This is a genomic window from Methylomonas sp. Uni0009 (assembly GCF_054188105.3).
In genome coordinates this window covers 2,301,060-2,324,654 of the sequence record NZ_JBTAFN010000001.1, presented here as the reverse complement: position 1 = coordinate 2,324,654, position 23,595 = coordinate 2,301,060, and the positions used below count along the sequence as shown (strand labels likewise).

The 23,595-nt window shown below is 54.4% G+C and carries 23 protein-coding genes, 1 other RNA gene and 1 riboswitch; of the genes, 9 read left to right on the top strand and 15 right to left on the bottom strand.

Annotated elements, in window-relative coordinates:
• Nucleotides 1-7 precede the first annotated feature (7 nt).
• Genes nifT through ACWAU0_RS11030 form a run of 6 tightly spaced genes read left to right on the top strand, consistent with a single transcriptional unit; the run spans nucleotide 8 to nucleotide 3,129 of the window.
• Entirely contained in the window at nucleotides 8-229 is a 222-nt protein-coding gene (gene nifT, locus ACWAU0_RS11055; RefSeq protein WP_020483288.1) for a putative nitrogen fixation protein NifT, read from the top strand.
• A 4-nt stretch (nucleotides 230-233) separates the two neighbouring features.
• Entirely contained in the window at nucleotides 234-434 is a 201-nt protein-coding gene (locus tag ACWAU0_RS11050; RefSeq protein ID WP_020483289.1) for a 4Fe-4S binding protein, read from the top strand.
• Nucleotides 435-438: 4 nt separating this feature from the next.
• Nucleotides 439-1,131: a nitrogen fixation protein NifX gene (nifX, locus tag ACWAU0_RS11045; protein WP_033159064.1), complete on the top strand. Its 693-nt coding sequence runs from the start codon at nucleotides 439-441 to the stop codon at nucleotides 1,129-1,131.
• Nucleotides 1,132-1,133: 2 nt separating this feature from the next.
• Entirely contained in the window at nucleotides 1,134-1,400 is a 267-nt protein-coding gene (locus ACWAU0_RS11040) for a DUF6129 family protein (RefSeq protein ID WP_026603355.1), read from the top strand.
• A gap of 9 nt (nucleotides 1,401-1,409) precedes the next feature.
• Complete coding sequence (locus ACWAU0_RS11035) at nucleotides 1,410-2,174, top strand: 4Fe4S-binding leucine-rich repeat protein (RefSeq protein WP_033159065.1); 765 nt, start codon at nucleotides 1,410-1,412, stop codon at nucleotides 2,172-2,174.
• Nucleotides 2,167-3,129 (top strand): hypothetical protein, encoded by a 963-nt coding sequence (locus tag ACWAU0_RS11030; RefSeq protein WP_020483293.1) that lies wholly within the window; start codon nucleotides 2,167-2,169, stop codon nucleotides 3,127-3,129. The genes ACWAU0_RS11035 and ACWAU0_RS11030 overlap by 8 nt, the downstream gene beginning before the upstream one ends.
• A gap of 367 nt (nucleotides 3,130-3,496) precedes the next feature.
• On the opposite strand, the gene ACWAU0_RS11025 is transcribed toward ACWAU0_RS11030, so the two are convergent.
• From ACWAU0_RS11025 to ACWAU0_RS10995, 7 genes are all read right to left on the bottom strand, one after another.
• Complete coding sequence (locus tag ACWAU0_RS11025) at nucleotides 3,497-4,438, bottom strand: DUF1152 domain-containing protein (RefSeq protein ID WP_458139146.1); 942 nt, start codon at nucleotides 4,436-4,438, stop codon at nucleotides 3,497-3,499.
• A 460-nt stretch (nucleotides 4,439-4,898) separates the two neighbouring features.
• Nucleotides 4,899-6,428, bottom strand: a complete 1,530-nt coding sequence (locus ACWAU0_RS11020; RefSeq protein WP_458139145.1) for a hypothetical protein — start codon at nucleotides 6,426-6,428, stop codon at nucleotides 4,899-4,901.
• Nucleotides 6,429-6,589: 161 nt separating this feature from the next.
• A complete protein-coding gene (locus ACWAU0_RS11015; RefSeq protein WP_458139144.1) occupies nucleotides 6,590-7,426 on the bottom strand; it encodes an HDOD domain-containing protein in 837 nt (278 codons plus the stop codon).
• A gap of 22 nt (nucleotides 7,427-7,448) precedes the next feature.
• The gene (locus tag ACWAU0_RS11010; protein WP_458139143.1) at nucleotides 7,449-9,347 is read right to left on the bottom strand and encodes a GspE/PulE family protein; all 1,899 of its coding nucleotides are present in this window, start codon (nucleotides 9,345-9,347) and stop codon (nucleotides 7,449-7,451) included.
• Between the two features lie 226 nt (nucleotides 9,348-9,573).
• Nucleotides 9,574-9,753, bottom strand: a non-coding RNA gene (gene ssrS, locus ACWAU0_RS11005) — 6S RNA.
• A gap of 23 nt (nucleotides 9,754-9,776) precedes the next feature.
• Nucleotides 9,777-10,076, bottom strand: coding sequence for a cell division protein ZapA (locus ACWAU0_RS11000; protein WP_033159071.1), 300 nt, complete (start codon nucleotides 10,074-10,076; stop codon nucleotides 9,777-9,779).
• A complete protein-coding gene (locus ACWAU0_RS10995; protein WP_033159102.1) occupies nucleotides 10,073-10,300 on the bottom strand; it encodes a TIGR02449 family protein in 228 nt (75 codons plus the stop codon). Before ACWAU0_RS10995 ends, ACWAU0_RS11000 begins: the two co-directional genes overlap by 4 nt.
• A gap of 103 nt (nucleotides 10,301-10,403) precedes the next feature.
• Here ACWAU0_RS10995 and ACWAU0_RS10990 point away from each other — a divergent pair, with 103 nt between their 5' ends.
• Genes ACWAU0_RS10990 through ubiH form a run of 3 tightly spaced genes read left to right on the top strand, consistent with a single transcriptional unit; the run spans nucleotide 10,404 to nucleotide 13,473 of the window.
• Entirely contained in the window at nucleotides 10,404-10,931 is a 528-nt protein-coding gene (locus tag ACWAU0_RS10990) for a UPF0149 family protein (protein ID WP_101054119.1), read from the top strand.
• A 16-nt stretch (nucleotides 10,932-10,947) separates the two neighbouring features.
• Nucleotides 10,948-12,255, top strand: a complete 1,308-nt coding sequence (pepP, locus tag ACWAU0_RS10985) for a Xaa-Pro aminopeptidase (protein WP_033159073.1) — start codon at nucleotides 10,948-10,950, stop codon at nucleotides 12,253-12,255.
• Between the two features lie 3 nt (nucleotides 12,256-12,258).
• The gene (ubiH, locus tag ACWAU0_RS10980) at nucleotides 12,259-13,473 is read left to right on the top strand and encodes a 2-octaprenyl-6-methoxyphenyl hydroxylase (protein ID WP_033159074.1); all 1,215 of its coding nucleotides are present in this window, start codon (nucleotides 12,259-12,261) and stop codon (nucleotides 13,471-13,473) included.
• A gap of 469 nt (nucleotides 13,474-13,942) precedes the next feature.
• Here the strand turns inward: ubiH and ACWAU0_RS10975 are convergent, their stop codons facing one another.
• From ACWAU0_RS10975 to ACWAU0_RS10940, 8 genes are all read right to left on the bottom strand, one after another.
• Entirely contained in the window at nucleotides 13,943-14,878 is a 936-nt protein-coding gene (locus ACWAU0_RS10975) for a hypothetical protein (protein ID WP_033159075.1), read from the bottom strand.
• 54 nt (nucleotides 14,879-14,932) lie between these two features.
• The gene (locus tag ACWAU0_RS10970) at nucleotides 14,933-15,469 is read right to left on the bottom strand and encodes a GNAT family N-acetyltransferase (protein ID WP_458139142.1); all 537 of its coding nucleotides are present in this window, start codon (nucleotides 15,467-15,469) and stop codon (nucleotides 14,933-14,935) included.
• A 141-nt stretch (nucleotides 15,470-15,610) separates the two neighbouring features.
• The gene (locus ACWAU0_RS10965; protein WP_458139141.1) at nucleotides 15,611-16,192 is read right to left on the bottom strand and encodes a cohesin domain-containing protein; all 582 of its coding nucleotides are present in this window, start codon (nucleotides 16,190-16,192) and stop codon (nucleotides 15,611-15,613) included.
• A 118-nt stretch (nucleotides 16,193-16,310) separates the two neighbouring features.
• The gene (locus tag ACWAU0_RS10960; RefSeq protein ID WP_523070788.1) at nucleotides 16,311-18,092 is read right to left on the bottom strand and encodes a hypothetical protein; all 1,782 of its coding nucleotides are present in this window, start codon (nucleotides 18,090-18,092) and stop codon (nucleotides 16,311-16,313) included.
• Nucleotides 18,089-18,949 carry a hypothetical protein gene (locus ACWAU0_RS10955; protein ID WP_171697582.1) on the bottom strand — a complete coding sequence of 287 codons (861 nt, stop codon included), beginning with the start codon at nucleotides 18,947-18,949 and terminating at the stop codon, nucleotides 18,089-18,091. Before ACWAU0_RS10955 ends, ACWAU0_RS10960 begins: the two co-directional genes overlap by 4 nt.
• On the bottom strand, nucleotides 18,946-19,788 hold the full coding sequence (locus tag ACWAU0_RS10950) for a hypothetical protein (RefSeq protein WP_171697581.1): 843 nt from the start codon (nucleotides 19,786-19,788) through the stop codon (nucleotides 18,946-18,948). The genes ACWAU0_RS10955 and ACWAU0_RS10950 overlap by 4 nt, the downstream gene beginning before the upstream one ends.
• Nucleotides 19,789-19,943: 155 nt before the next feature.
• Nucleotides 19,944-20,732 (bottom strand): hypothetical protein, encoded by a 789-nt coding sequence (locus tag ACWAU0_RS10945; protein ID WP_458139139.1) that lies wholly within the window; start codon nucleotides 20,730-20,732, stop codon nucleotides 19,944-19,946.
• A 72-nt stretch (nucleotides 20,733-20,804) separates the two neighbouring features.
• Nucleotides 20,805-20,883, bottom strand: a riboswitch (cyclic di-GMP riboswitch).
• Nucleotides 20,884-20,961: 78 nt separating this feature from the next.
• The gene (locus ACWAU0_RS10940; protein ID WP_458139138.1) at nucleotides 20,962-23,496 is read right to left on the bottom strand and encodes a TonB-dependent siderophore receptor; all 2,535 of its coding nucleotides are present in this window, start codon (nucleotides 23,494-23,496) and stop codon (nucleotides 20,962-20,964) included.
• Between the last annotated feature and the right edge of the window lie 99 nt (nucleotides 23,497-23,595).

Sequence of the window (23,595 nt, the reverse complement as noted above, 5' to 3'; positions counted from 1 at the left end):
AATCCCAATGCCTAGCGTCATGCTCAGGAAACGCGAAGACGGCAAATTGCTGTTCTACATCGCTAAAAAAGACCTTGAAGAAACCATCGAATCCTTAGAATTTGACAGCGCCGATAAATGGGGCGGTGAAGTGGTTTTGGGTGACGGATCCAAATATTACTTTGATCCGCTGTCACCTCCGCCTAAAATCCCTACAACTTTGCAAGCTAAACGGTTATCGGAGGAATAAAGCCATGTCTCTGTATATTGTTGCCGAAGAATGCATTTCCTGCGGCGATTGCCTGCCGGTGTGCCCTACCGACTCCATCAAGGAAGGGGCAATTGTTTTTGAAATCAACAAAAAAACTTGCACGGAATGCAATGGCGATTACGACGAACCGCAATGCGTCAAGGTTTGCCCAATCGACAACTGCATTCTGCCTTTAGTGGCTTGACGCCATGAGCCAGTCTACCTTAACCCGGGAACTGGCACTGCGCATCGGGCTGGCGGCTCGCGCCCTGCCCGATACCCCTCCCAAACTGTTTATCTCCGTGCTCCGTGCCTGTATAGGCACAGCATTAAACGACAAAAACCTGGCCGAACTCGGCAAAGCCCAGTTCCAACAAGCCTTAAACAATTTCGGCATTGTGGCCAACGCCGACAGTATCCGTGAATCGTTGCGCATTCTGCAAAACAGCGAGGAACCCGCGCCGATAGCCGATCCCTGCCAGACAATTGCATCCGCCAGCTCGATCCGAATTGCCATCGGCAGCGACGATCCGCAGTTAATTAGCGGTCATTTTGGCTCGTGCCGGCAGTTTTTGATTTATCAGATTGCCGCGGACGACGCCCGGCTCGTCGATGTGCGCAGCATCGATAGCGACGCGCAACGGCAGCATGACGACAAGAATGTGTATCGCGCAGAACTGATCGCCGATTGCCGAGTGTTGTATATTGCTTCTATCGGCGGCCCGGCGGCGGCAAAACTTATCAAATACGGCATTCATCCGGTTAAAGCCGACCAGGGCGAAGCCATCACTCAAATTATCAAACAACTGCAAATCGTTTTAGCGCATGCCCCGCCGCCGTGGCTGGCTAAATCGATGGGCATCCAGCCCGTGCAGCGCGTTTGTTTCGAACAGGAATCCTAGCGATGATTAGTCCAGAGCAACTGCAAACCATAGCCGAGAAAATTAACGGCCAAGCCTTGAACGAAACCGTCGTCAGTGGACTGCGCGGCGAATACCCCGGCGTCCATTTCACCTATTGCATGGACGACGACCTGCCCAACAATGAACCGTTATTGGAAGGTGCGGGATTCAATCTGTACTTGGTCGATGGCCGCGAACATTGCTTACGCATTACCGATAATTACGAAAATGCCTCGGGCATTGTGATCGCCGAAGTTATTCCCGAATAAGACGATAATATGGCGGAACAAGACAGCCCTGTTACTCTGCCCGTCGCCGATTGCAGCCTCTGCCCGTTCCGGGGGAAAACCCTGCTGATGGGCCGGTGCATGCCCGGCGATACTTGCGTGTTCATCAATAGCGGCCGGCAAATCGACCGTTTCTTTCGGGTCAATCCGGCCTACGCCACGCTTTATTTGCAAGACCCGTTCTGGGAACGCCGGGCCATCGCCGTGCGCTACGCACCGCTAAAAGCCTTGTCGGCGCTGATCACCGACGAAGACGAAGTGGTGCGCCGCGCTGTCGCGTTTCGTCTGCCGGCCCAGCAGCTACAAGCCTTGATCGACGACCCGGACCGCGAAGTACGCATGACGGTCGCGGACCGTATCGATCCGGAACACCTGGAGTTGCTGGCTGACGACCCCGACTATATCGTGCGCTTGATGGTCGCCAAACGCCTACCGCCGGGCCGCTTGTTTCGTTTCATCAAAGACGAAGACTTACAAGTACGCAAGCGCGTTGCCGAACGGCTGCCGGAAGTCAGCCTGGGGCTGATGGCTAACGACCGTTCGCCGGATGTGCGGCGCATCGTCGCGGAACGCATGGCGCCGGAAGACGCAACCATGCTGTTAAACGACGAAGATTGGGTTGTGCGCTACACAGCGGCACTAAAGGTCGATCCCGCGCAACTCGCCGCTCTCGCCGAGGATCCGGAACCGGATGTCCGCGAACTGGTAAGGCAACGCTTACATTCAAACTCCACACCTGAAGCCGATCATGACTGAATCAAGACTCAATCTTGCCGGACAAGACATTACCGATTGCTGTAAAAAAATCATCCCCGGCCAAACCGACGATTTGCTGCTCAGCAAACTACAGGCGCTGATTCCCGACCACCCCATCCGCCTGGCTTTGACCGGTGATGAATGGTACCGGCTGGGCGGCGTGGTGGATATGGACGGCAAACGCATCGCCAACGATTTAATCGAATGGGTGGAACGCACCTATCTGGAATGCGGGCAAAACCTGCAAACCCTGATCGATTACACGCTGGAACAAAAACTGATCGCCACCAAACAGACCGGCAAAACCCTGTATTTTGTGGTACAGACCGGCACCAAAGCCGAAGATTTTACGCTGATCGAAATTGACAAGACTCACGAAGTCTCTGATCGAATGCTTGTCGACGAAAACAATCCACCCGACGATCTGGAAGAATTCATCGACCCGCTGCAACCCTTTTGCATCGAGAGCTTCGGCTTTGGGCATTCTCGGTACACCTACCGGCGCAAGACCGATGTCAAGCTGTTCATGGAAGTGATTAACGAGCGACACCCCGGCGAACATCCGGTACAACGCTTCATGGAAGACTGGAACCGCAGCAGCGCCGGCCAGAAGCACAGCATGTCCGAAGACTGGATCATCCGCCCCTACCGGCACACCGGCCGCTTCGGCGAACAAATCGTCAACGTGGAAATCGTCAACACCCACAAAAACAACCTGCCGCATCTGGAAGACTTTGCCGGCAAAAAAGGCAGCGCGTTAAGCAATGTATTGAGCCGTTTCGACCGTCAGGCCGGCTATCCGTTTGCCTGGTTTTTTTACATGGTCAAGGGTAAGTTGGTTTCGACCTATAGCGCCGAGTCGGTCTACAAGGATATTTCCGGGGATTTTGCTTATTTGCCGGAGCGGGATGAGGCGGTGTTGAGGGATTGGATTTCTACGCCGTATAACGTATGACTCTTGTTTGACGTAGGGTGAACACGGTTTTTTGTGCCGACGCGGTGATGGGGGTTATGTGTCGCTATCGCGACGGCTGAATTTAATGTCGGGTCTCGGCCCGACAGCCGAGATACTTTCTTTTGTGTGGCCAAAAGAAAGTATCCAAAGAAAAAGCCACCCGGATGCCGCTTATTCCCTACGCTCCTCGCTTTTGAACGGGGTTGCCGAAAGGGGCTTCCTGCCCCTTCGGCAACGTGCGGCATCCATGCCGCACCCCTTCGGGCTGATCCGTACAAAAGCTCCGGTGCTCGGCGCGGCATACGGGGCCAAAACCCTCTCGGGATTCAAAATATCATTGGAAAATCTGATTGAGAGCCGTGAATTTTTACAATGGAATACGTTTGCGATCCCTTAGCCTACTTCCAATACGGAAAGAACGGATCAATTTAGCAACTTCGTCCATTTCAGTACTGTTCTCAATTTTTGCAGCAAAACCCATTCGCCGTACTACAGCAGACAAGGAAAAAGTCCAATACAAACTCATTAGTGGATTTATAAATAATTCGCTACCGCTAGTTCGAGATGTCACTTGATGATCCCCAAATTCACCTTTTATCGCACTAGCAACCGAATTTGTAACAATAGAATGCCTAACACGCATATTTTGATTGAGGTAATCAACCAACTCCAGGTACCCTCTGCCCTCATACATATCCTTGGTTAAGGAAAAAGCTCCCAAATAGCCATCGTCCTTGATTAGCGTCGCGATATTCTCAAGACAGGCGTGGTGATTGACATCGTGGAAATGATCTATTCCAAAACCTACCACCGCCATCAAACTTTGTTTTACGGCTACGCCGCTAGCGGCAATCATCGAACATGCATCTTCAACAACCGTACCTATCCCCGGCTCATCCCCAAAAATCAGACTATCGGTGCCACCATCAACCAATACCAGCGTATCGATTTGATGACGCTCGACTATTTCGGCGTAAGCACTTCTCAACGGTAAGACGCCAATTTCATTCGAAAACGCATACATTGCCGACTCTTCTCCCCGAGACGACAACCACTCCAAAATGCACCTCTCTGGAAAATACGGCAAGTCGGCAGATTGTTTATTGACAAGAAAAGCGCCAGGGCAAATTTCTTCGCAATTCGTTAAGCCAAGCTCTGTAAAAGAGAGATTAGCCATCGTGACTTGCTTACCAAGGCGACGCAAATATAGGTAGATGGGGACACCACTGACAATATCAAATCCTCCGCCAACCCCAGCAATTAAAAAGCGTTGTCCATTTGCCAACGCATCGAAAAATGGAATGTTCACGTAAAACCTTTAGCTTAGTGATGTAAGGCCGTAAGTTGCAATGGGTAGGGCGTCAATAGGCGTAGCCGTATTGCGCCGTATGTTGGCTTTAAATCATTCGGCGCATTACGCTGTCGCTAATGCGCCCTACAAAATTTCATACAAAATAATCTGTCGAGTTCCGCGCGGGGTTTCTCCCGTATGCCGCGCCGAGCACCGGAGCTTTTATCGAGAATTGCCCGAAGGGGTGCGGCAGGGAGAGCCTGCCCCGCTTTTTCGGGCATGCCGCACGTCGGCGGAGGGGCTGGGAAGCCCCTTCTGCCGACCCTCGATAAAAGCTTCGGCGCGCAGGATCAAGCGGCATCCGGGTGGCTTTTCTTTGGATACTTTCTTTTGGCCAAGCAAAAGAAAGTATCTCGGCTGTCGGGCCGAGACCCGACATTAAATTAAGCCGTCGCGTTAGCGACACAAAAAACAAACCTCAATCACTAGCCGTCTTAAACCGAGCCGCCGCCCCCAACAAACCAGTAACAAAAAACGCCGTCCCCACCAACGTAAACCGCAAATTCAGCTTCTCAATCGCCAAATCGTCCGTCGCATACAGCATGAAAATCACCGCAATCCCACCCCAAGCCAGAAAACCCAACACAGCGGAGAGGATGGTTTTGCTCAGGGCTTCGGCTTCGCTGGCCGGCGCGTCCATCCGGTAGGCGACAAAACCGCAAATCAGCGCCGGCATAATCCCCCAGCGGGCGTGATCGAGGAAACTGTCCAGGAAATTAAAATCATCCCGGCGATAAAAGGTTAACTCCAGGATAAAGGTCGAGATGGTGGTACTGACCAGGAAGCAGACGAACATTATCGCCATGTAAAAGCCGTAATTATGTTCGGCGGGTTCCTGTTGGTGCCGGAATGCGACGCTCCGCAAAGCAAAAACCAGTGTAATGGGCACCACGTAAATGGCGATTGAATAGGCTATCCAGCGCAGGGTGGTATAGCTAAAATGCGGTAACGGTTTGTCCGGAAACAGAAACACGTTGTGCAACGCCACCGACACTTCCCGCCCCAAAATCACGCCAAACGCCGTCGCCGCGGCGAATATCAGCAGATATTTATAGGTGTGCTTCAAGCGCGCTTCGTGCACATTGCCGCCGAGTTTTCTGACCGTCTCCCACATGTCGTTTTCGCTGGGACTGCCGAATACCACCGCCGCCGCCAGCAATCGGCACAGCAGTCCGGTCAGTCGGTCCAAATCCTTCAGCAAGTTGACAGTCTTGGTGTAATGCGGCTCGGCTTCCTTCCAAATATTCACCTTTTCCGACATTGCATTATAGGAGATGCAAATCTCGCCCCATTTCAGCGAGGGTTCGCTAAACAGGCGACGATACGAAGATTGATCGGCATAGTGTTGGATTTGGTCGAACAGCAGGCTGTTATGCGCCCATTTGTATTCGACCGTGGCGCCGGATTTATCGAAATCGCCGGCGTCGATGCTTTGCACCAACAGACGATCAGCGATTTGGGCTTTTATCTTGTCGTCCGCCGCCGACAGCCGGGATTTGATCAGCGCGTTATACACTTCGACGGCTTTGGTCGGAATCGCAAAGGCGTCGTGAATGCTGTCCCGTAAAATCAACAACGGATTAAATGGGCTTTCCCAAGCGACGAAAAACAGCATGATGCCGGCAGCAATTAGCGGGAACAGTTTGTTACCATCCAGACCGTAGAGCAGATTCACCAGTTCACCGGCGCGTAAATGACTAACGATCAGCGTTACCAACGGCTCCAGCGGCAGCCATTGCCAAGTCAGCAATAAAAACAATCCAGCCATCAACGAGCAGTAAAGGACAATCCCACTCCAGTATGTACTGCGCCGGATAAAGTACTGCGGCAAGGTCGGTTCCGCTCCGAGCTGGATCCGGCGCTTTTGAAACGAGCGGTAAGCCAAAAACCCGGCGGCCAGAGTGCCGAGCAACAGAATCAGAAAATTGATCAAAAATTCGATGGTCATTGTTCCAACGTGGTTATGCAAAGTTTGGGAAAGCGGCCATGCCGGCTGACGGCCATTCTAAAGCAAAGCCTCGCGTTTTAGCGAAGGCAATTAGTCGAGCCGGTGGAATCGGTAGCAACAGGATTACCCTGCATCGCAGGTGTATGAACGGGGTTGGCGTGTCAGGCAGACAAGGCCAGCGAATCTTCCAGCGCGATTTCCAGCTCGGCCAGCATAATCTCCGACAGGCCGAGCCGACCGGCTTCCTCGCTGCTGGAGATCACCAGATCGGGCTGCGGCCGCGGCGCAATACCCAGTTTGTAGGCGACCATGTCGGCTACGCGCACCAACAGTTCCACTGTGCCGGTATGTTCGGTGGCCGGCTGATGATGGTTGGCGGCAACCGTACGATAGGTTTCCGGTAAATTCCATTCTTGCAGCAACCATGCGCCTTTGCTCTCGTGCTGGCGGATGATCAGTTCTCGCTGCAAATCGGCGGGTAAATTTAGATTGGGGTCCTTGGCCGCCAGATCTTCCAAGCAGCGCAGCAGCAACAGTTCACCAATGTCGTGAAACAGGCCGGCCATGAAGGCTTCTTCCGCTATCGTCTGGAACGACAAACGCTTGGCCAGCCATTCGGCGCCCAAGGCCACCGCAACGCTATGCTGCCAAAGTTTGACCATGTATTGCTGAGTGGCGGCATCTTTTGCCGCAAACAAGCCTTTCTGCGTAACCAAAGTGGCAATCTGGACGATGCGCGGCAAACCCAAGCGGACCAGAGCATCCTTGACGGTGTTGATTGATCCCAAGCCGGCATAGAATGACGAGTTGGCAACGCGCAAAATTTGGCTGGCTAAACTGGCGTCCATCGCCAATTGTTTGGCAATCGCGTCCAGCGAGCGATTTTCGTCTTGCAAGGCCAAACGCAGCTCGGTTACCGCCCGCGGAAATACCGGTAAGGCACTGGCTCCCGAGGTAATGGCCTCGTCTATCAATTCGGAAAGCGATTTTTCACTCATAAGATTGGATTGTATTATTGGCTCATCGACTGCCCAACAAGCGGCGCAGTTCGTATAAAGGGCGGGGTTTTCCAAAACGCGGCAGATTGCGGATCACTTCCTGTAGCGAGGTAGCACCGGCGGCGGCTTTCACCAAACCATCCTCTAGCAGGGTAACCAAGCCCGCCGTCTCCAAGCTCACCCGCCGGATTTCGTAGGAGGTTTTACGCTGCAATATCGCATCTTTGACCAATTCGTTCATCGACAATAGCTCGAACACGCATACCCGGCCGGAGTATCCGGTAAAACGGCACTTTTCGCAGCCCTTGCCCAACAAAAATTGAGCACCGGCAATGTCATCCGGCGTCACATTCAGCCGGCGCAGCAAAGCCGGATCGGGCTTGAACGGTTCGGCACAATGCCGGCACACTCGGCGCAACAGGCGCTGGGCGACTACCGAAACCACGGTCGAAGAAATCAGAAAGGCCTCGATTTCCATGTTCAGCAGCCGCAGTAGGCCGCCGATGCTGTCCTCGGTGTGAAATGTGGTCAACACTTTGTGGCCGGTCAGGGCCGCCTGGATTGCGGTATCCGCGGAAAACTTGTCGCGGATTTCACCGAGTACGATGATGTCCGGGTCCTGGCGCACGATGTGGCGCAGGGTTTCTTCGTAAGTCAGATTGATCTTCGGATTGATCGAACATTGCGCGACGCCGTCAATCACGTATTCGACCGGGTCTTCGGCGGTAACGATGCTGACTTCCGGGGCGTTCAGGTAATCCACTGCGCTATACAGCGTCGTGGTTTTACCCGAACCGGTCGGTCCGGTGATAATGACAACACCGGTCGGCACGTCCAGCGAATCTTGAACAAAGCGTTCCAGCATCAAGGGCGCCATGCCTACTTCGTGTATGTCCAGCAATTCTGTCTTGCGGTTCAATAGCCGCAAGACGATTTTTTCGCCGTTGATGGTACTGAAAAACGAAGCGCGCATGTCGATCACGCGATTGCTGCTGGCCTGTTCGAACATGACCCGACCGTCTTGATGCCGGCGCTTTTCGGCAATATCGGCGCCGGCCATCACTTTAATCCTACTAATCAAGGCCTGGGCAATTTCGACCGGAAAGTCCCGGTAGTGCACCATTACACCGTCGATCCGTTGCCGCACCCGGACCTTATGCTCCAGCGGTTCGATATGTATATCGCTGACTCCCTGGCGTATCGCGTCTTCAAAGATCCGGTTGGCAACCGCGACGGCCGACTGCTCGCCGACAGCTACTTTTTCGGCGCCGGTATTACGCTCGTAATTGAGCAGAAAACGCATGATCTGCGAATACCGCCCCACCGCCGGAATGATCTCGGCGCCCAAGACGTGCCGGGCCATCTCGATGGCGTTTTGATCCAGCGGGTCGCCGAAAGCCACCAATACGCCGTCCATTTGTTTTTCGATAGGCAAAAAACAATGCTTGTTGGCGGACTTCAACATCGGCCTGGTCATCAGCGTCTGATCGATCACAGCAGTACTTAAATCGATAACCGAAATGCCCATCAGGTCCGCCAAAACCTCGAGCATTTTCATTTCTGATATCAGATTACGTTCCACCAGAATTTCGCCCAGGCGTTTGCGTCCTGCTTTTTGCCGTTGCTCGGCCAGCGCTAAATCCAGGTCGGTGTTGGTGATGTACCCGAACTCCACCAGGAACAGGCCTAACTTGACTTTGACCGGGTGGTTACGAAACAACTCGACCAGTTGGTTGTGGGTGACATAACCCAGATCGCAAAGCACCAACAAAATCGGCTTTGGCGACTCCAGTTTGCCTTGCACCCGCAAGGCGTATTTCAGTTTTTCGGCATCGATCAGGCCCTGATCAACCAATAGGCCCAAGAAGTTTTCTGTGAAGCTTTTGCCGGAATCACCAGCGTTGCTGTTGCTTATGTTCATTGCCGCGTAATCGTCGTTGTCCAGCGGAGCGAAAAGAAAGGGGGCATGCTATCAACAGGTGTTGGAGGATGGATCATAGTCTATACAGCGCTAGCTAAACGAATTTTAAGCCGCGACTACAGTCGCCAGGCCTTACGCCACCCTGCGCGCCACCTACCAGCAGACTAACAACAAACACGAGGGGGTCTTCGAACGAAGACGAGAAACCGAGACAAGCAAAATCAAGAGATCTCCCGCCTGCGCCGTCTGATACTTTCGTCCTTGAACCGAAGGTTCAAGTGGAAACCAAATCCAGTCAATTAGGCTTCCTGAATAAACAGGCATGCGCACCATGAATGGCAAAAAGTTTCCGGGGTAAAAACAGGTTCAGGAAACACCCAGTACTGCTCGAACGCCGCAGGAGATTGGACTGATAGTCTACCGGATGATTTACGAATTTTCCAAAACGTTTTCTATTTTGCTGCGCAAATCGGCTAAGCGTTGACCAATATCCAAACTGCCGTTGGCTTCGTTCTTGCTGGATGCCGTCAAGTCGTGAGCCAAGTTCAAGGCGGCCAGCACGGCGATGCGGTCGGTGCTGCTGACTTTGCCGGTGTCACGGATTTTGCGCATCTGCCTGTCAAGTTCCCGGGCAGAGTTGATCAACCCCTCTTTTTCATCGGCGGCACAGGCGATTTTATATTCCTTATCCAGGATATTCAGTGAAACGGGCTGGACGGCTTTACTCACGAATCATGCTCCATAGCTTTCAAGCGGGCAATCATCGCTTCCACCCGGGTTTTGGCCAACGTGGTTTTTTCCAGCAGCTTGGCTTTTTCCTTAACTAAGGCATCCTGTTTAACTTTCAAGGACTTATTCTCGCTTTTGACTTGATTGAATTGGGCAATGAGCGTATCCAGTTTCGCTTCCAATGCTTCCAGTTCGGTTGATGGATCTTTTTCTGTTTGAGACATAGCAAGAGTATGGGCCGATATGACGTTATAATCATCGAAGATGGTTAAGAATGTTAGCATAAGCCATGTTATTAAACAGCTTTATATAGGAAACGCAGCCCAGATGACCTACCGTTCGGTTGAAGAAATTTTAGAGCAACATGACGCCGACATCGGCGCTGCCGAGGCGCACGGTATCGCCACCGGCATGCTCTGCGTCGAAATCCGCGCCGATGCGGAAAACTGGCTACGGGAACTCATTGACGACGAGCAACAGTTGATCGACGAAGACAAAGCGCTGCTGCATGGTGTGTTCGAAAGAACCCGAGTATTGCTGGAAAATCAAAACGACGATTTCGCCTTCGATTTGCTGATGCCGGACGACGACGATCCGCTCGACGAGCAAGTGGAAGCCTTGCGCTGTTGGTGCCAGGGCTTTTTGTTCGGCGTGGGTTATGCGCAAACCGGCGCCGACTGGCCGGGCGATACCGCTGAAGTGATGCGCGACATGATAGAGCTCACCAAAATCGACACCGACGTCGGCGATGAAGACGACGAAAATGCCTTGGTCGAACTCCGCGAATATGTGCGCGCCGCCGTGTTTACCGTGCGCGATCAATTTGCCGAACTCGGCCCATCGCAAACGCATTAATCTAAGTAGATCGACCATGAAACAAAGCGAATTCAAAAAACGCCGCGCCAGCCTGATGAAGCAAATCGGCAAGGGCAACATCGCCATCATTGCCAGCGCCCCGCAGCGCACCCGCAATCGCGACGTCCACTACCCGTTCCGTCAAGACAGCGACTTTTATTATCTGACCGGCTTTAACGAAGCCGAATCGATGGCCGTGTTCATCCCCGGCCGTGAGCAAGGCGAATATATTCTGTTCTGCCGCGAATTCGACGAGAAAAAAGCGCAATGGGAAGGCGCCCACGCCGGCCTGGAAGGCGCCACCAAACATTACGAAGCCGACGATTCGTTCCCGATAGACGATCTGGACGACATCCTGCCCGGCATGCTGGAAAACAAAAGCAAAGTGTTCTACCCGATGGGTAAGGACAGTGATCTGGACCACAAGCTGCTGGAGTGGATTAATCACATCCGCAAGCAGTCGCGTACCGGCGTCACCGCTCCGGGCGAACTGGTGTCGCTGGAACACATCGTCCACGAAATGCGCTTATTCAAAAGCGCGGAAGAACTAAAACTGATGCGCCGCGCCGGCGAAGTATCCGCCAAAGCCCATATTCGCGCCATGCAAGCCTGCAAACCCGGCTTGTACGAGTATCAAATCGAAGCCGAATTGATCCACGAATTTATTCAGGACGGCCTGCGTGCGGTGGCCTACCCGTCCATAGTCGCCGGCGGCAAAAACGCCTGCACGCTGCATTACGTGGAAAACAAGGACAAACTCAACAAAGGCGATTTGCTGCTGATCGACGCCGGCGTGGAATGCGACCATTACGCCGCAGACATCACCCGCACCTTTCCGGTGTCGGGCAAGTTCAGCGAACCGCAAAGGTTGTTATACCAATTGGTGCTGGATGCCCAAGCCGCGGCGCTGGCCGAAATCAAACCCGGCAATCCTTGGAATAAAGCTCATGACGCCTCGGTAGAAACCCTGACCAAAGGCCTAATCGAACTGGGCTTGTTAAAAGGCAAACCCAAAAAACTGATCAAAGACGAAAAATACAAACAGTTTTACATGCACCGCATCGGCCATTGGCTGGGCATGGACGTGCACGACGTCGGCGATTACAAGATCAAGGACGAATGGCGCTTGCTGGAACCGGGCATGGTGTTAACCGTGGAACCGGGCCTGTATGTGCCGGCCGACTGCGAAACGGTGGATAAACAATGGCGCGGCATCGGCATTCGCATCGAAGACGATGTGTTGGTGACGAAAGACGGCCATGAAATTCTCACCCACGGCGTACCGAAATCGATCGCCGACATCGAAGCGCTGATGGCGGGCTAAGCAATGCAACACGATTTCGACCTGATCATCGTCGGCGCCGGCCTGGCCGGTAACTGTCTGGCCCTGGCGCTGAAAAACAGCGGCTTGAAGATAGCCTTGGTCGAAGCCAATAGCCGCGAACAATTGCGCCACTCGCCGGCCGGCGACCGCGCGCTGGCCTTGGCCGCCGGCACGGTGGAGTTACTCAACGACTTGGGCGCCTGGCGCGGCGTGGCCGATAAAGCCACCGCCATCAAACACATCCACGTCTCGGATCGCGGTCATTTCGGCAAGACCCGCTTGGCAGCGGAAGATCAAGGTGTCGAAGCGTTGGGTTACGTCATCGTCGCCCGCGACATCGAACAGCATATGGCCGATCTGGTCGAGAAAACCGACACGGTTTGCTTATATCAAACTCGGGTAGCCGGCTTAATGTCCGGCCGCGATGCGGTCAACGTCAGTTTGAAACAGCATGACGGCAGCTCGCTAAATGTCAGCGCCCAATTGCTGATCGGTGCCGACGGCGGCAATTCCACGGTGCGCAAGCTGCTGGAAATTCCGCAGCAAGTCACCGAATACGGCCAGACCGCGCTGGTCACCACCGTACAATCGGCGCTGCCGCATCGCAATATTGCCTTCGAACGCTTCACCGAATTCGGCCCTTTGGCCTTGCTGCCGGTGGCCGGCAAACAATCGGCGGTGGTCTGGACGCGCACGCACGAGCAGGCCGAGACCCTGATTAACGTCAGCGACCGCGAATTTCTTGCCGAACTGCAAAACTGCTTCGGTTACCGCTTAGGCGAACTGAAATTAGCCGCGCCGCGCCGCGCCTTTCCGTTAAGCCTGATCCGCGCCGAAAGCATGGTCTCCGGCCGCACCGTCATTATCGGCAACGCCGTACATCAACTGCATCCGGTCGCCGGCCAAGGTTTTAATTTAGGGATACGCGATGTGGCCTTGCTGGCGGAAATGCTGATAGACCAACACGAACGCGATGGCGATTTGGGCGATGCCCGCCTGCTGAAAAACTACAGCCGGCAACGCCAACAAGACCACGGTAAAACCATCGGTTTTACCAATAGCTTGGTGAAACTGTTCTCCAACGACAACCTGCCGCTGGCCGCCGTCCGCAACGCCGGATTGACCATGCTGGACCACCTGCCGTTTGCGAAAAAACTACTGACGCGGCATGCGATGGGCTTGGCGGATAGGCTGCCAAAAATCGGCGAACGCAAATAAACCCAAACCACACCACCTCACGCAAAAAAACTTAGCCAAATCGCCGCCACAAGACTAGCTAAAGTCAAAGCAGCGGAGATAACTCGGGCAACGGGCCTAGGACGTGCAGCCGTCCATAGCAACAGCGTGCAATATGCAGAAGCCGGCAGTATGAAGCTCAGCAAAATCATCATTAACGCCCGCCCCGGCGCACACGCTTCGTTGCAGATTAATGTCCACTGCTTCCACAAGCCGACTCCCAAAGCGACTGCGAGAATGGCACCTGCCAGGTGCAACAACCATCTGAAACCGATTTGAACCTCCCGGAACAAAATGTCGCGCTTGATACCAACATGGAATGCGGCTTTCGCGTTTCGTGCGAATTGTAGCCGTAGGTCATATTGCCGCGGAAGCGGTTATGTGACATTCAATACTCGCTTCGGTGTATGTCAAGGAACGCTAACGCGCACCCTGACCTACGAGGCCCCATTTAACCCGGAGCCGCGTTTTCGCGGTGATCGGCTCGAACGGCTCGTTGGGCCGGTCTACCGACGATAAATTTGGATACTGTTGTGATTAGACTTTGCTGCAAGTCTGACCAACTATCTGGATCCGCAGACATATGGTGAAAATAGTAGGAGAACTCGCCATCTGTGAACAAATGCGTGCATTGAAGCTCGCTTCCCTCAAAGCAATGCACGAGCGTGTTCACTCTTCCGTCCGGGCCTAGACGGTAGTACTGAATTCGCGGCGAGTGCGATGATCGAGACAAGATCCGCTCTTTGATTAACCCCTTGTGTTGTCCGAGGGCTTCGATTTGGTTCACCCTCGAAGCCTTGTCGAGCCAGCCATCCAACTTGCTGTCGAAGCCAATGGTTATACCAACATAGTTGCACGGCGCCTCCCCGCATTGATATGACTTTTGCGGGGCAAACGTTGGCGAAAGCGCCGCGATAGCGATGTGCGTAGGAGATGTGAAACTAACCAGTGGCGCATACTCGCTTGGAATCGAAAACTGATACCCGCGAAATCGAAAATTCGATCCTGGCGCTCCTGGTGCTCCATACAGGCCCACTTTGCTCAAAAAGTGTCTGGCCGGCTCACAGTAAATCGGCGGCTCGCCGAAAACGCCTTCTATAAATTGGTTCTCCATATACGACCAATGATAAAGAACGGGCTGATCTGGGTTGCCGATGACCAGCACGGCGTGGTTTATAGTTCCGTTGCTTCTCATGTAGAGACCGGCCAGTTCGATCAAGCCTCTGATACTTTTGTACTCTGAGCCGCCAGTAGCGATCTGAATGCAGTAAGGAAATGTTGATGCCGTCTCCTCGGCGCTCGATTTCGCCGATTGCATCACATACAGGGAATAAGCGGCTAGTGCAGTAGCTGCCGCGGCAGCGATGATCAAAACGTTTCTGAACATCACTCTAGAATCCAATCTTCGAGCTAAGCCGCCCGCCGGGGCAGGGCTTAGGCATCACCGCAAGTCACCGGGTACGAGCGAATAAACCAAGGCATTGTGCGGCTTGCCTTGAAAGTAGAGACGGTTCCTCGCTTCGCATTCCAGTTTGGCACCGAGCGACTCAGCCACCCGTTGGCTTGCTTTGTTGTGAGTAAGCACGACAATTTCAAGGCGGGTCAGGCCCAGTTGACTGAATCCAAGTAGTGCCGAATGGTGTGCTGCGAACCTAGCGACTCCCTGACCAGTATGCCGCGAGCTCACCCAGTAACCGATATTGCCAATCCGGTAGGCTCGGTTGATGTGGTTGACGCCTGTCCCGCCAATCACTGCGCCTGAGACAGCATCGAAGATGCCCAAAGGATACTCGGCATCTGCTTCCCAGAGTTGCATGGTAGTCTTGATCCAGTTTTCCGCATCCAGCGGTGTATAGTCCTTAGAGCACCATGGCATCCAGTAAACGAGTTCATCAATAGACTCGCGGACGGCTGAATAGAAGGCCCCGGCATCTGAGAGCTCGAGCCTGCGAACGATGTATTTGGGAGCGTCGGACATTGTGATGCTTAACAAGTAATTCAAAGTTCCGTATATCACCCAAACACGTGCTTAGCAATAAGTCAGAATGAAGTGCAACGAAAACTGGAGTATTTCCAAAGAGCGCCTGGATTACGCTCCGCTTCATCCAGGCTACTTTGACTAACTCCTACGCCGCCTAAGCACCACCCAAACCCCACCGATCATCGGCCAAACCATCCCCGGTAACGGCACAGCGGCGACCGGGTTGATGGTGAGCGGCGCTGTGTTTGCCGACAAGCCGTCACCCCCGGCATCCGCCAGACCGTTAATCAGTAAATCAAGCTGACTGCTACCGCTGCTCAGCACATTGAAACGGATGATCGCCAACGTAAAGCTGTCGGCTTGCAGGGCTTGTAAATCGGCCGCGTCGTCCAAGGACGACTCGAACAGATTCAACACACCGGAAGCGAGCAAATCGGCGGCGGTACTGTTGCCACCCAAGTCAAACACATCCAGTTCGTCACCCAACACCGGATCGCCGAAAACCGCGCCGGCGAAGGCCAAACGTGTTGGGTCAAACTGAATATTAAAGTCATACGTTGCTAACGCAGCGCCGCCCAAACCGGAAATGTTCAAACCGATTTCAATGGCTTCGACGGTTTGGCTACGGGGCGTGAAATGTAAATCAATGGCCGCATCGGCCACACCGCTGGCGGCGAATAATGCTATACCGACCAGGCCGGCTTTTAGTTGTTTCATCATCGTTGTTAGTCCTATATTCGGCACCCTGGATTCCCGCGTGCGCGGGAATGACGGAGTAATTTCGGTGCGTGCGTCAGATTGGAGAAATCTGACTACCAGCCGCTTGAATCAAGCTCGTTTAAATCGCACAGCGCGAGCGCGTACACAGCAAAGTCAGCTTGCGCACATCCAACACATTGATCACACCGTTTTTATCCAGATCACGGGGATCGGCTATTCCGGTAGCCGGTTGGTTGCGTGCCGCAATGACCACGTTCAAATCCAGTTGATCGACATCGCGGTCGCCGTCCAGATCGCCTTTTACCGCGATGTTCTCGCAGCTATCCGGTAGATGATTCAAATTGGTATCGCCGCTGACCCGGTTTTGAATATCCAGCACATCCGATTTGCCGTTGTTGTTACAGTCCGGAAACACGTTCAGGTAATACACATCCTGCTCGCCGTGGTAGGTGGCGGTGTAAGCAATGTGCGCGCCGTTGGCGTCGGAGACTAACTGGGTGTAATCGCCCATTTTGTCGCCTTGCCGCTCTTCGCCGTTCACGATGTTATACGGCAGATGCGTATTGAACACCGGCGTGACCGCCTGATTTTTGCTCCAGGTTACGCCGCCGTCCCAGGAGTAGGCGTAGTAAAGCTGCGAATAGCGATACGGCGCGCTGCCGCTGCCGTTGCGGGTGTCGTACCACACCGCGTCGAGGCGGGAGTTGGCCGCCACGCCCAGCATCGGGAACCATTGGTAAGCGTTGGCGGCGGGTGGATCGTCATTCACCCGCACCGGCGCCGACCAGGTAACGCCGCCGTCGCTGCTGCGCACGAAATGAATATCCTGCGGATCGCCGCCGGTTTGCCAGGCATAGGGGGAGACATGCGCCAGCAGGTAAATATTGCCGCGCAACGGCCCGGCCGATTGATCGGCGGCAATTTGCACATCGCCGTCGCCACCCAAGGGATTGGGCAACTGCAAGCTCGGCGACAGGAACATCATGCTGTTGCCGCCCATATCAACCTTTTGCGCGGTAAAGGTGGGTGAAGCGGCGGGATCTTTGGCATCAACCGATTTCAGGAAATAGTGCCCGCTACGCACTATGCCCAAGGCACTGACGGACAAAATCGTTTCATCGACGCCGAATAGATAAACCTCGCCTTCCGCGCCGATGGTCAGCCGGCCAAAGCCAAAGTTTGCCACCGGCAATGCCGCATCCGGTTCTTGATAGCTGACACCGCCGTCCGTGGATCGGATGAAATATTTGGGGACATAATTTGGATCGGGGTTACTGTCGGCCGGCCGCCGCCAGGTGCTGTACATATACCCGTCGCTGGGACCGCCGGTTTTATCGATGGCCAGCCAGTTCTTGTCGCCTTTAAACTGATACACGGGCTCCGACCAAGTCACGCCGCCGTCGCCGGATTTAAACACCGAAGTGCTATCCGATACCGCCAAAGACTGGTAATAGAAATTGCCCAAGGCATCGACCTCCAACACCGGATCGGTGCGAGTTTGCAGCGGCAAGGCCGGCAGCATGCCGGTAGTCCAACTCGCGCCGCCGTCAAAGCTATAGGCATAGCCGCCGTGTTTGACGGCAGTGGGCGGTGAATCGAACTTACGCCAGCCCACGACAATATTGGCGGGATTTAGCGGATTCAAGGCCAGCGTCGGCTCGTTGCCTTTGTCGCCGGCGATGTTTTGCCCCTCCGCATCGACATTGACTTGATGGCTACGGTACTGTCCAAAGCTTATTACCGGGGAAGGCCCTGCCTGCGCGGCTGTCGTCAATGTCAAAACGATGCCTAAGCCTGCCGCGATTTTTACCAGCCTAACGTTACGGAAAAGGGGTGTACGCCATTCGCCAGGGGCAGTTAGCGGCCGAGTCAATCCTGCAACTTCATCCCGTTTCATCACACGATCTCTCTTTTAGAACGACCATTCATAACCAATCCCGCCAAGCCACTGGCAAACAGCCATACCGCCGTCGGCAAAGGCACCGCCGCCGGCGTTTCTCCCGACACCACGGTGGTTTGCAAGCTGAAAGTACCAATGCGCGTATCGCGCAAGCGAGCGTCGCGAGCGCCCAGATGATCGAAGCCCCACCCTAACCCAAGATTGCCGTTAAGGCTTAACGTATTCCCGACTATTGCGGTGGTGACATCAAACAACTCAAAACCGCCCGCATCGAAACCGATGTGATTGGTAATCACCCAGCCGGAACGCCCGGGCGTTGCCGCTTCAAGTGTAGGATCGTATTCCAAGGTCATATCGCCCAACAACACTCGATTGGTCGGTGGATCGACGTCCACTCTAAAACGCATGACACCGCCCAGACCGATACTACCGCTGGCAGTGCTGAACAAATTGCCGGGCTCGAACGCGAAAGTGGTATTTCTGTTCTGCCGCCCGCCCGGATTGACTATCGGACTCACCCCGTTGACACTAAATTGCAACCCGGTTGCCGGAATTTCATCGGCCACCGTATCGTACAAATCCGGCGTATTGCCGTCCCGCAGCTCAACAAAGGTTTTTGATGCCGCCGAAGCGTCGTAAAACTCTTCCAGATAAATAGAAGGCCGGCAGCAAATCGGAAAGTCCGCGGTGGGCGTGTCCGGATAATCGTTCACATCAAGGCTGGCGATTAGCACATCGCGGTTTAGGTTAAGGACCAGCGCACCGCCGCTGACTGTCGCGGCGTGGGCTTGGCTGATCGACAATACACCGAAAACGGCTAATAGCCAGGTGGATGATCGATGATTATTGATTTTCATAATGTCACACTCCTTGAAAGATATGGCCTACGGCCTATGCCGATAAAGCCCAAAAAGCCGCTAGCGAATAACCAGACCGCAGCGGGTAGCGGCACCGCCGATACCTGTCCGCAACCGGCATAGGCACCCGTGCCCAAACAGAAACTGCCGACATCGACCAGTTGCGCGCCTTGCAACATGCCGGCGTTTTCCGGCGACATCAGTAAATCGCCACTCAACTGCCAGTTTCCGGGGTTGCTAAAGCTCAGGCTCAGGTTGTTTAAGTCGTACACCGCCATCGTGAAATAAATGTTATTGGCCAGGTACCAACCGGTGCGGCCCAAAGTTTGCCGGTTGGCATCGTAAAACAGCGAAAAATCGCCGTTGACCAAGCCGGCTCCAGTCGGCGGCCAGTTCGGCGCATAAAAACCCTGCACGCCGGTCATGCCCACTTGTGCCCCGGCCACGCCGGCCAGCGTGCCGGTATCGATGGCAAAATCGGCTGATGTGGCTTTGACGTAACGCTGGCTGGCTTGCGGACTGGGATCGCTACCGATAGCCGTCAACTCGAACACCTGATTGAGTCCGGAAATCTCGGTGGTATTGAGTTGGCTAAGCAAATGGTCGCCGGTATTGGCCGGATTATCAGCATTGGACGTTGCCGTACTCCAAAACGTCGACAAGTAATAGCCCCCGGCATAAGGTGCCAGCGCATTCCGGTCCAGGTTCATCGTAAACGTACCGCCGGATGGCGCATTCAATGTCGCGGCGTCGGCGCTTGCCGAGGCCATTCCCATACCGATGGCTAGCATCGCCCGTACCACCAAAGCGGGATAGCCACAGTTTTTGTTGATCTTCATAAAATCCCTATCAGCGGATGGTCAGAATAAGCCCTCTCCCTGCCTAAATACACAAGCGGCCGTAGTCGACGGCATGCGGGCACGAAGAGGGATTTATTGCCGAAAGTCCGGGCCCGAAGCGAATCTTGGCGACCGCCCCAAGCCCAATTTGCGAGTTAGGCCGCGACCGAGGCTTTTCTACGACTTTTACCCAGCAAGCCCAGCAGCCCGCTGCCGAACATCCAGACCGCCGCCGGTACCGGTACCGCCGATGGCGCCGTGCTGGGCGCCAGGCTAAAAGTACCGACCACGGCATTGGTATTGGCTCCAACCAAACCGGCCCACAATCCGGTCCATTGCAAATCGCCGCTCAGTAGTAATTCGCCATTGCTGCTTAGCGACTCGGAGACGTTGGTCAGCTTCAAGAAATTTTGGTACCCAAAACCGGTATCGTAGGTTTTGATATTCCAGGTGCTTCCGGTTTTTACCAGGCTAAAGTCGTAGGGCGTCAAAATGCCGCTGCCGCCTTGGCTGGTCAACAACCAGGCGCCGCTCAGACCGATTTGACCGACCGAGGTATTGCCGGCGTCCATCGTCGTGGCTTGTTCGGTACGGCCATAGGGGCCGGCAGCCGGATAGCTGTTGGTCGTGGTGTTGGCGTTAACCGCAAACGACATCGCTGTGCTGGCGGTTGCCGATAGCGTCGTTCCGCCGGTGGTTGCGCCGGTGATACCCAGCAAATTGTCGCTGGCACCCCAATGTTTCGCGACAATCCAGCCATTCGGATAGCCACTGCCAACATTGACCGATGCCGCCGCAAAAGCGGCATTGTTGATGGTAATGGTGGCATCGCCGCTGACTTGTGCAGCGCTGGCTGTAGCAGGCGCCAAAACGGCGGTCAATGCGCTGAAGGCGAGCAGGCCGGCGCTTGCCCATTGAGTGCGGTTGTAGTGCAAGATTGTCATTTTTTATTCCTTAATAAATTACGGTTAAAGTTAATCTGCAAATCGCCAACCCGAATTTCGGGTCTTAAACTGGCAGGTAACCCGGCTGTCTTAATCTCCAAGACCCGTGGCTTTCCGGCTCCGTCTCGCGGCGGATGTGGCATGTTTGTCGCGATCCTTACGACATCACTCTAAATCCCTGAGTGAGGTGCTCCTGAAAAACTCCTGTGGCAAATAGTTAACGACGGCATCAGTACTTGATTGAAAAACTTAGAAACCCGGCGCGACCGGCTGCCGGTGCTACCCGACCCTCGAAATAGCCGTAGGGCTGAAAATAATCCTCATCGCTGAGATTCTTGACCGTGGCCGCCCATTTGAAACGCCCGGTTTCGTAAGCCAACGCCGCGTCGAAGCTGTGGTAGCCGGCGGTTTTAAAGCGATTGTTATTGGATAAATAAGCGCCGGCGCGGGCGTACACGCCGAAACCCAAGCTAAAACCTTGCAACTCATTCTGCTGAAAACGGTAATGCGCCCAGAGCCGCCCGGCATCTTCCGGGACTTGAGCCAAGCGATTGCCGGCAGCCACCCCGGCTTTGTCGTCCATGAAGCGGGCGTCGGTATGCGCATAGTTCGCCAGCACGCTGAAGCCCTCGACCGGTTGCCAGAGCAAATCCATTTCGATACCGCGCGAGCGTTGTTGCCCTGCGGCGACCGAACGCCGCAGGAAATCGCTGCTGTCGGTGACCGCGACCTGGCTGCGCTCGATTTGGTAGAGCGCCAGTTGGCCGCTGAATTCATTCGCAAAATTGAATTTCAGACCGGTTTCCAGATGATTCGACAATTCCGGCGCCGGCGTATCGACGAAATTGACAAACGGTTGGCCGCGCATGCCTTCGCTATGGGAAATAAACCAGGAAACCTCGTCGTTTAGGTCGATCACGCCGCCGAGGCGCGGCAACCATTTCAGCGTATCCGTTGTGACATTTACTCCAGTTTGCGCGTTATTAAAATCGATACCCACCTTGCCCAGCCTAAGACCGGACAGCCAATGCAAACGCCGGTACAGCGTGCTTTGCCACTGCAGGTAAGCGCCGTAAGTGAGGTTTTCGATGAACTGATTTTCCCGGCCCGGACCGGGTACGGCATAAGGGGAGTCAAATAGCGGTGCCCGCAGATCGACCGTACCTACGCCGAATCCTAAGGCGCCGAAATCGCCCTCGATAAAGCCGGCATCTTGCAAACGGCTGTAATCCGCGCCCAGTAACAAATTATTTTCGCTGGGACCCAGCTTAAATTTGCCCTGCAAATTGCCCAATACGCTGCGTTCATGCTGTTGTTGAAACAATTCGGCGTTCACTAATGCCCAGTGCGATGCCGGCAGCAAGGGCCGATCCGCGACCAGGCCATCGCTGCCGAACAGGGTCTGAATTTTCTCGTCGAATTTAGCCTGCGCATAGCGCGCCTTCAGGTTTAAGCGCCAGCTCCCGGTGAGCTGCCGGTCCAGCGTAGCCCATACCGCATCGGCATCCGAATGGCTATCGGGCAGATTGGCCGGCCCCGGGAACAGATCGGGCCGGGTAGCAAAATCGCCGGCAATGCTGCCGGTGGCGGGCAAGCCCTGGTACTCCGGTTGCTGCCAACGCGACAGTTTGGCTTGGATCGTCAAACGGGTTTGCTCGTTATCGGTCAGCGTCAGGGCCGGGTTAAGGTTAAAACGCTGCGTTTCGATTATGTCGATGTTATCTCTGGCGTTGGTATATTCGCCCGTCATGCGCAACAAAATATTGGCGTTTAGCGGTTGATTGACATCGAAAAACGGCTGATAAAAGCTGTGACTGCCGATTCTAAAACCCGCTTCGCCGAAGGCTTTGGCCTGCGGCAATTTGGCAAGCAGATTCACCACCCCACCCACCGGCGAGCCCGAACCGCCGCTGTAAAGCAAGGCGTTTGAACCCTTCAGCACTTCGATTCTTTCGATATTAATAGTGCTTTCCCGGTCACCGGGGTTGTAGTACTGGGTAAAGCCGTCCAGCAGTTGTTCGGAACGAAAGCCGCGAATCAATGTGCCTTCGATAACCGGACTATAGAGCGTATTGCGCGCCACTATGCCGCTGACATTGACTAAGGATTCGCTGAGGTTGATCGTTTGCTGGTCGTCTAACAAGGGGCGGTTAAGCGCGTGCACGGACTGCGGGATTTGCTTGATTGGCGTGTCGGTTCCGGTAGCGCTGGCAATATGCCTGACGGCATAGGTCCGCGCCTCGTCAAGCATCGGCTCGGTGGCGATTTCCGCACCGGCCTCCGCTGTTTTCGAGCCCACGACAGTCATGGCATCCAAGGTAACGGGGGGCGGCAGGCTAGACAGCTCTGTTGCCGCCGGACTGCGTTCCAAAGTCACCGTGTCGGTATCGATAAAACGGTAGGTAAAACCGCTACCATGCAGCAAGTGTGTCAACGCCTGCTCTGCCGACATGTCGCCGCGCAGTTCGGGACTGGCGAGCTCACGCAACATATCTGCTGAAAAAATCAATTCCAACTCGGCTTGCGCGGCAAATTGAATCAGCGCGTTATTCAAGGACTGGCCGCCGATATTGAAGTGGCGAACCACTTCCACAGCGACCGCCTGGCTGCTGCTCAATTGTCCGCCGGCCGCCACCAGCCCGATCAACACCCAGGTATCGACACCGACACGGTTGCCTTTCAGCGCATAGCACAGATATACGGCTGGCCGATGCCATACACCCACTGCCAGCGGGTAGCGAAAATCGTTAATCCGTGCTTTCAAGATCCGTCCTGTCCGAAAAATAATGTTTCTCAACATAGAAGTCGTTTCAGCACAAAAATCGATCACAAAAATTTCCTGATTGGCAAAAAATCGTCTCCA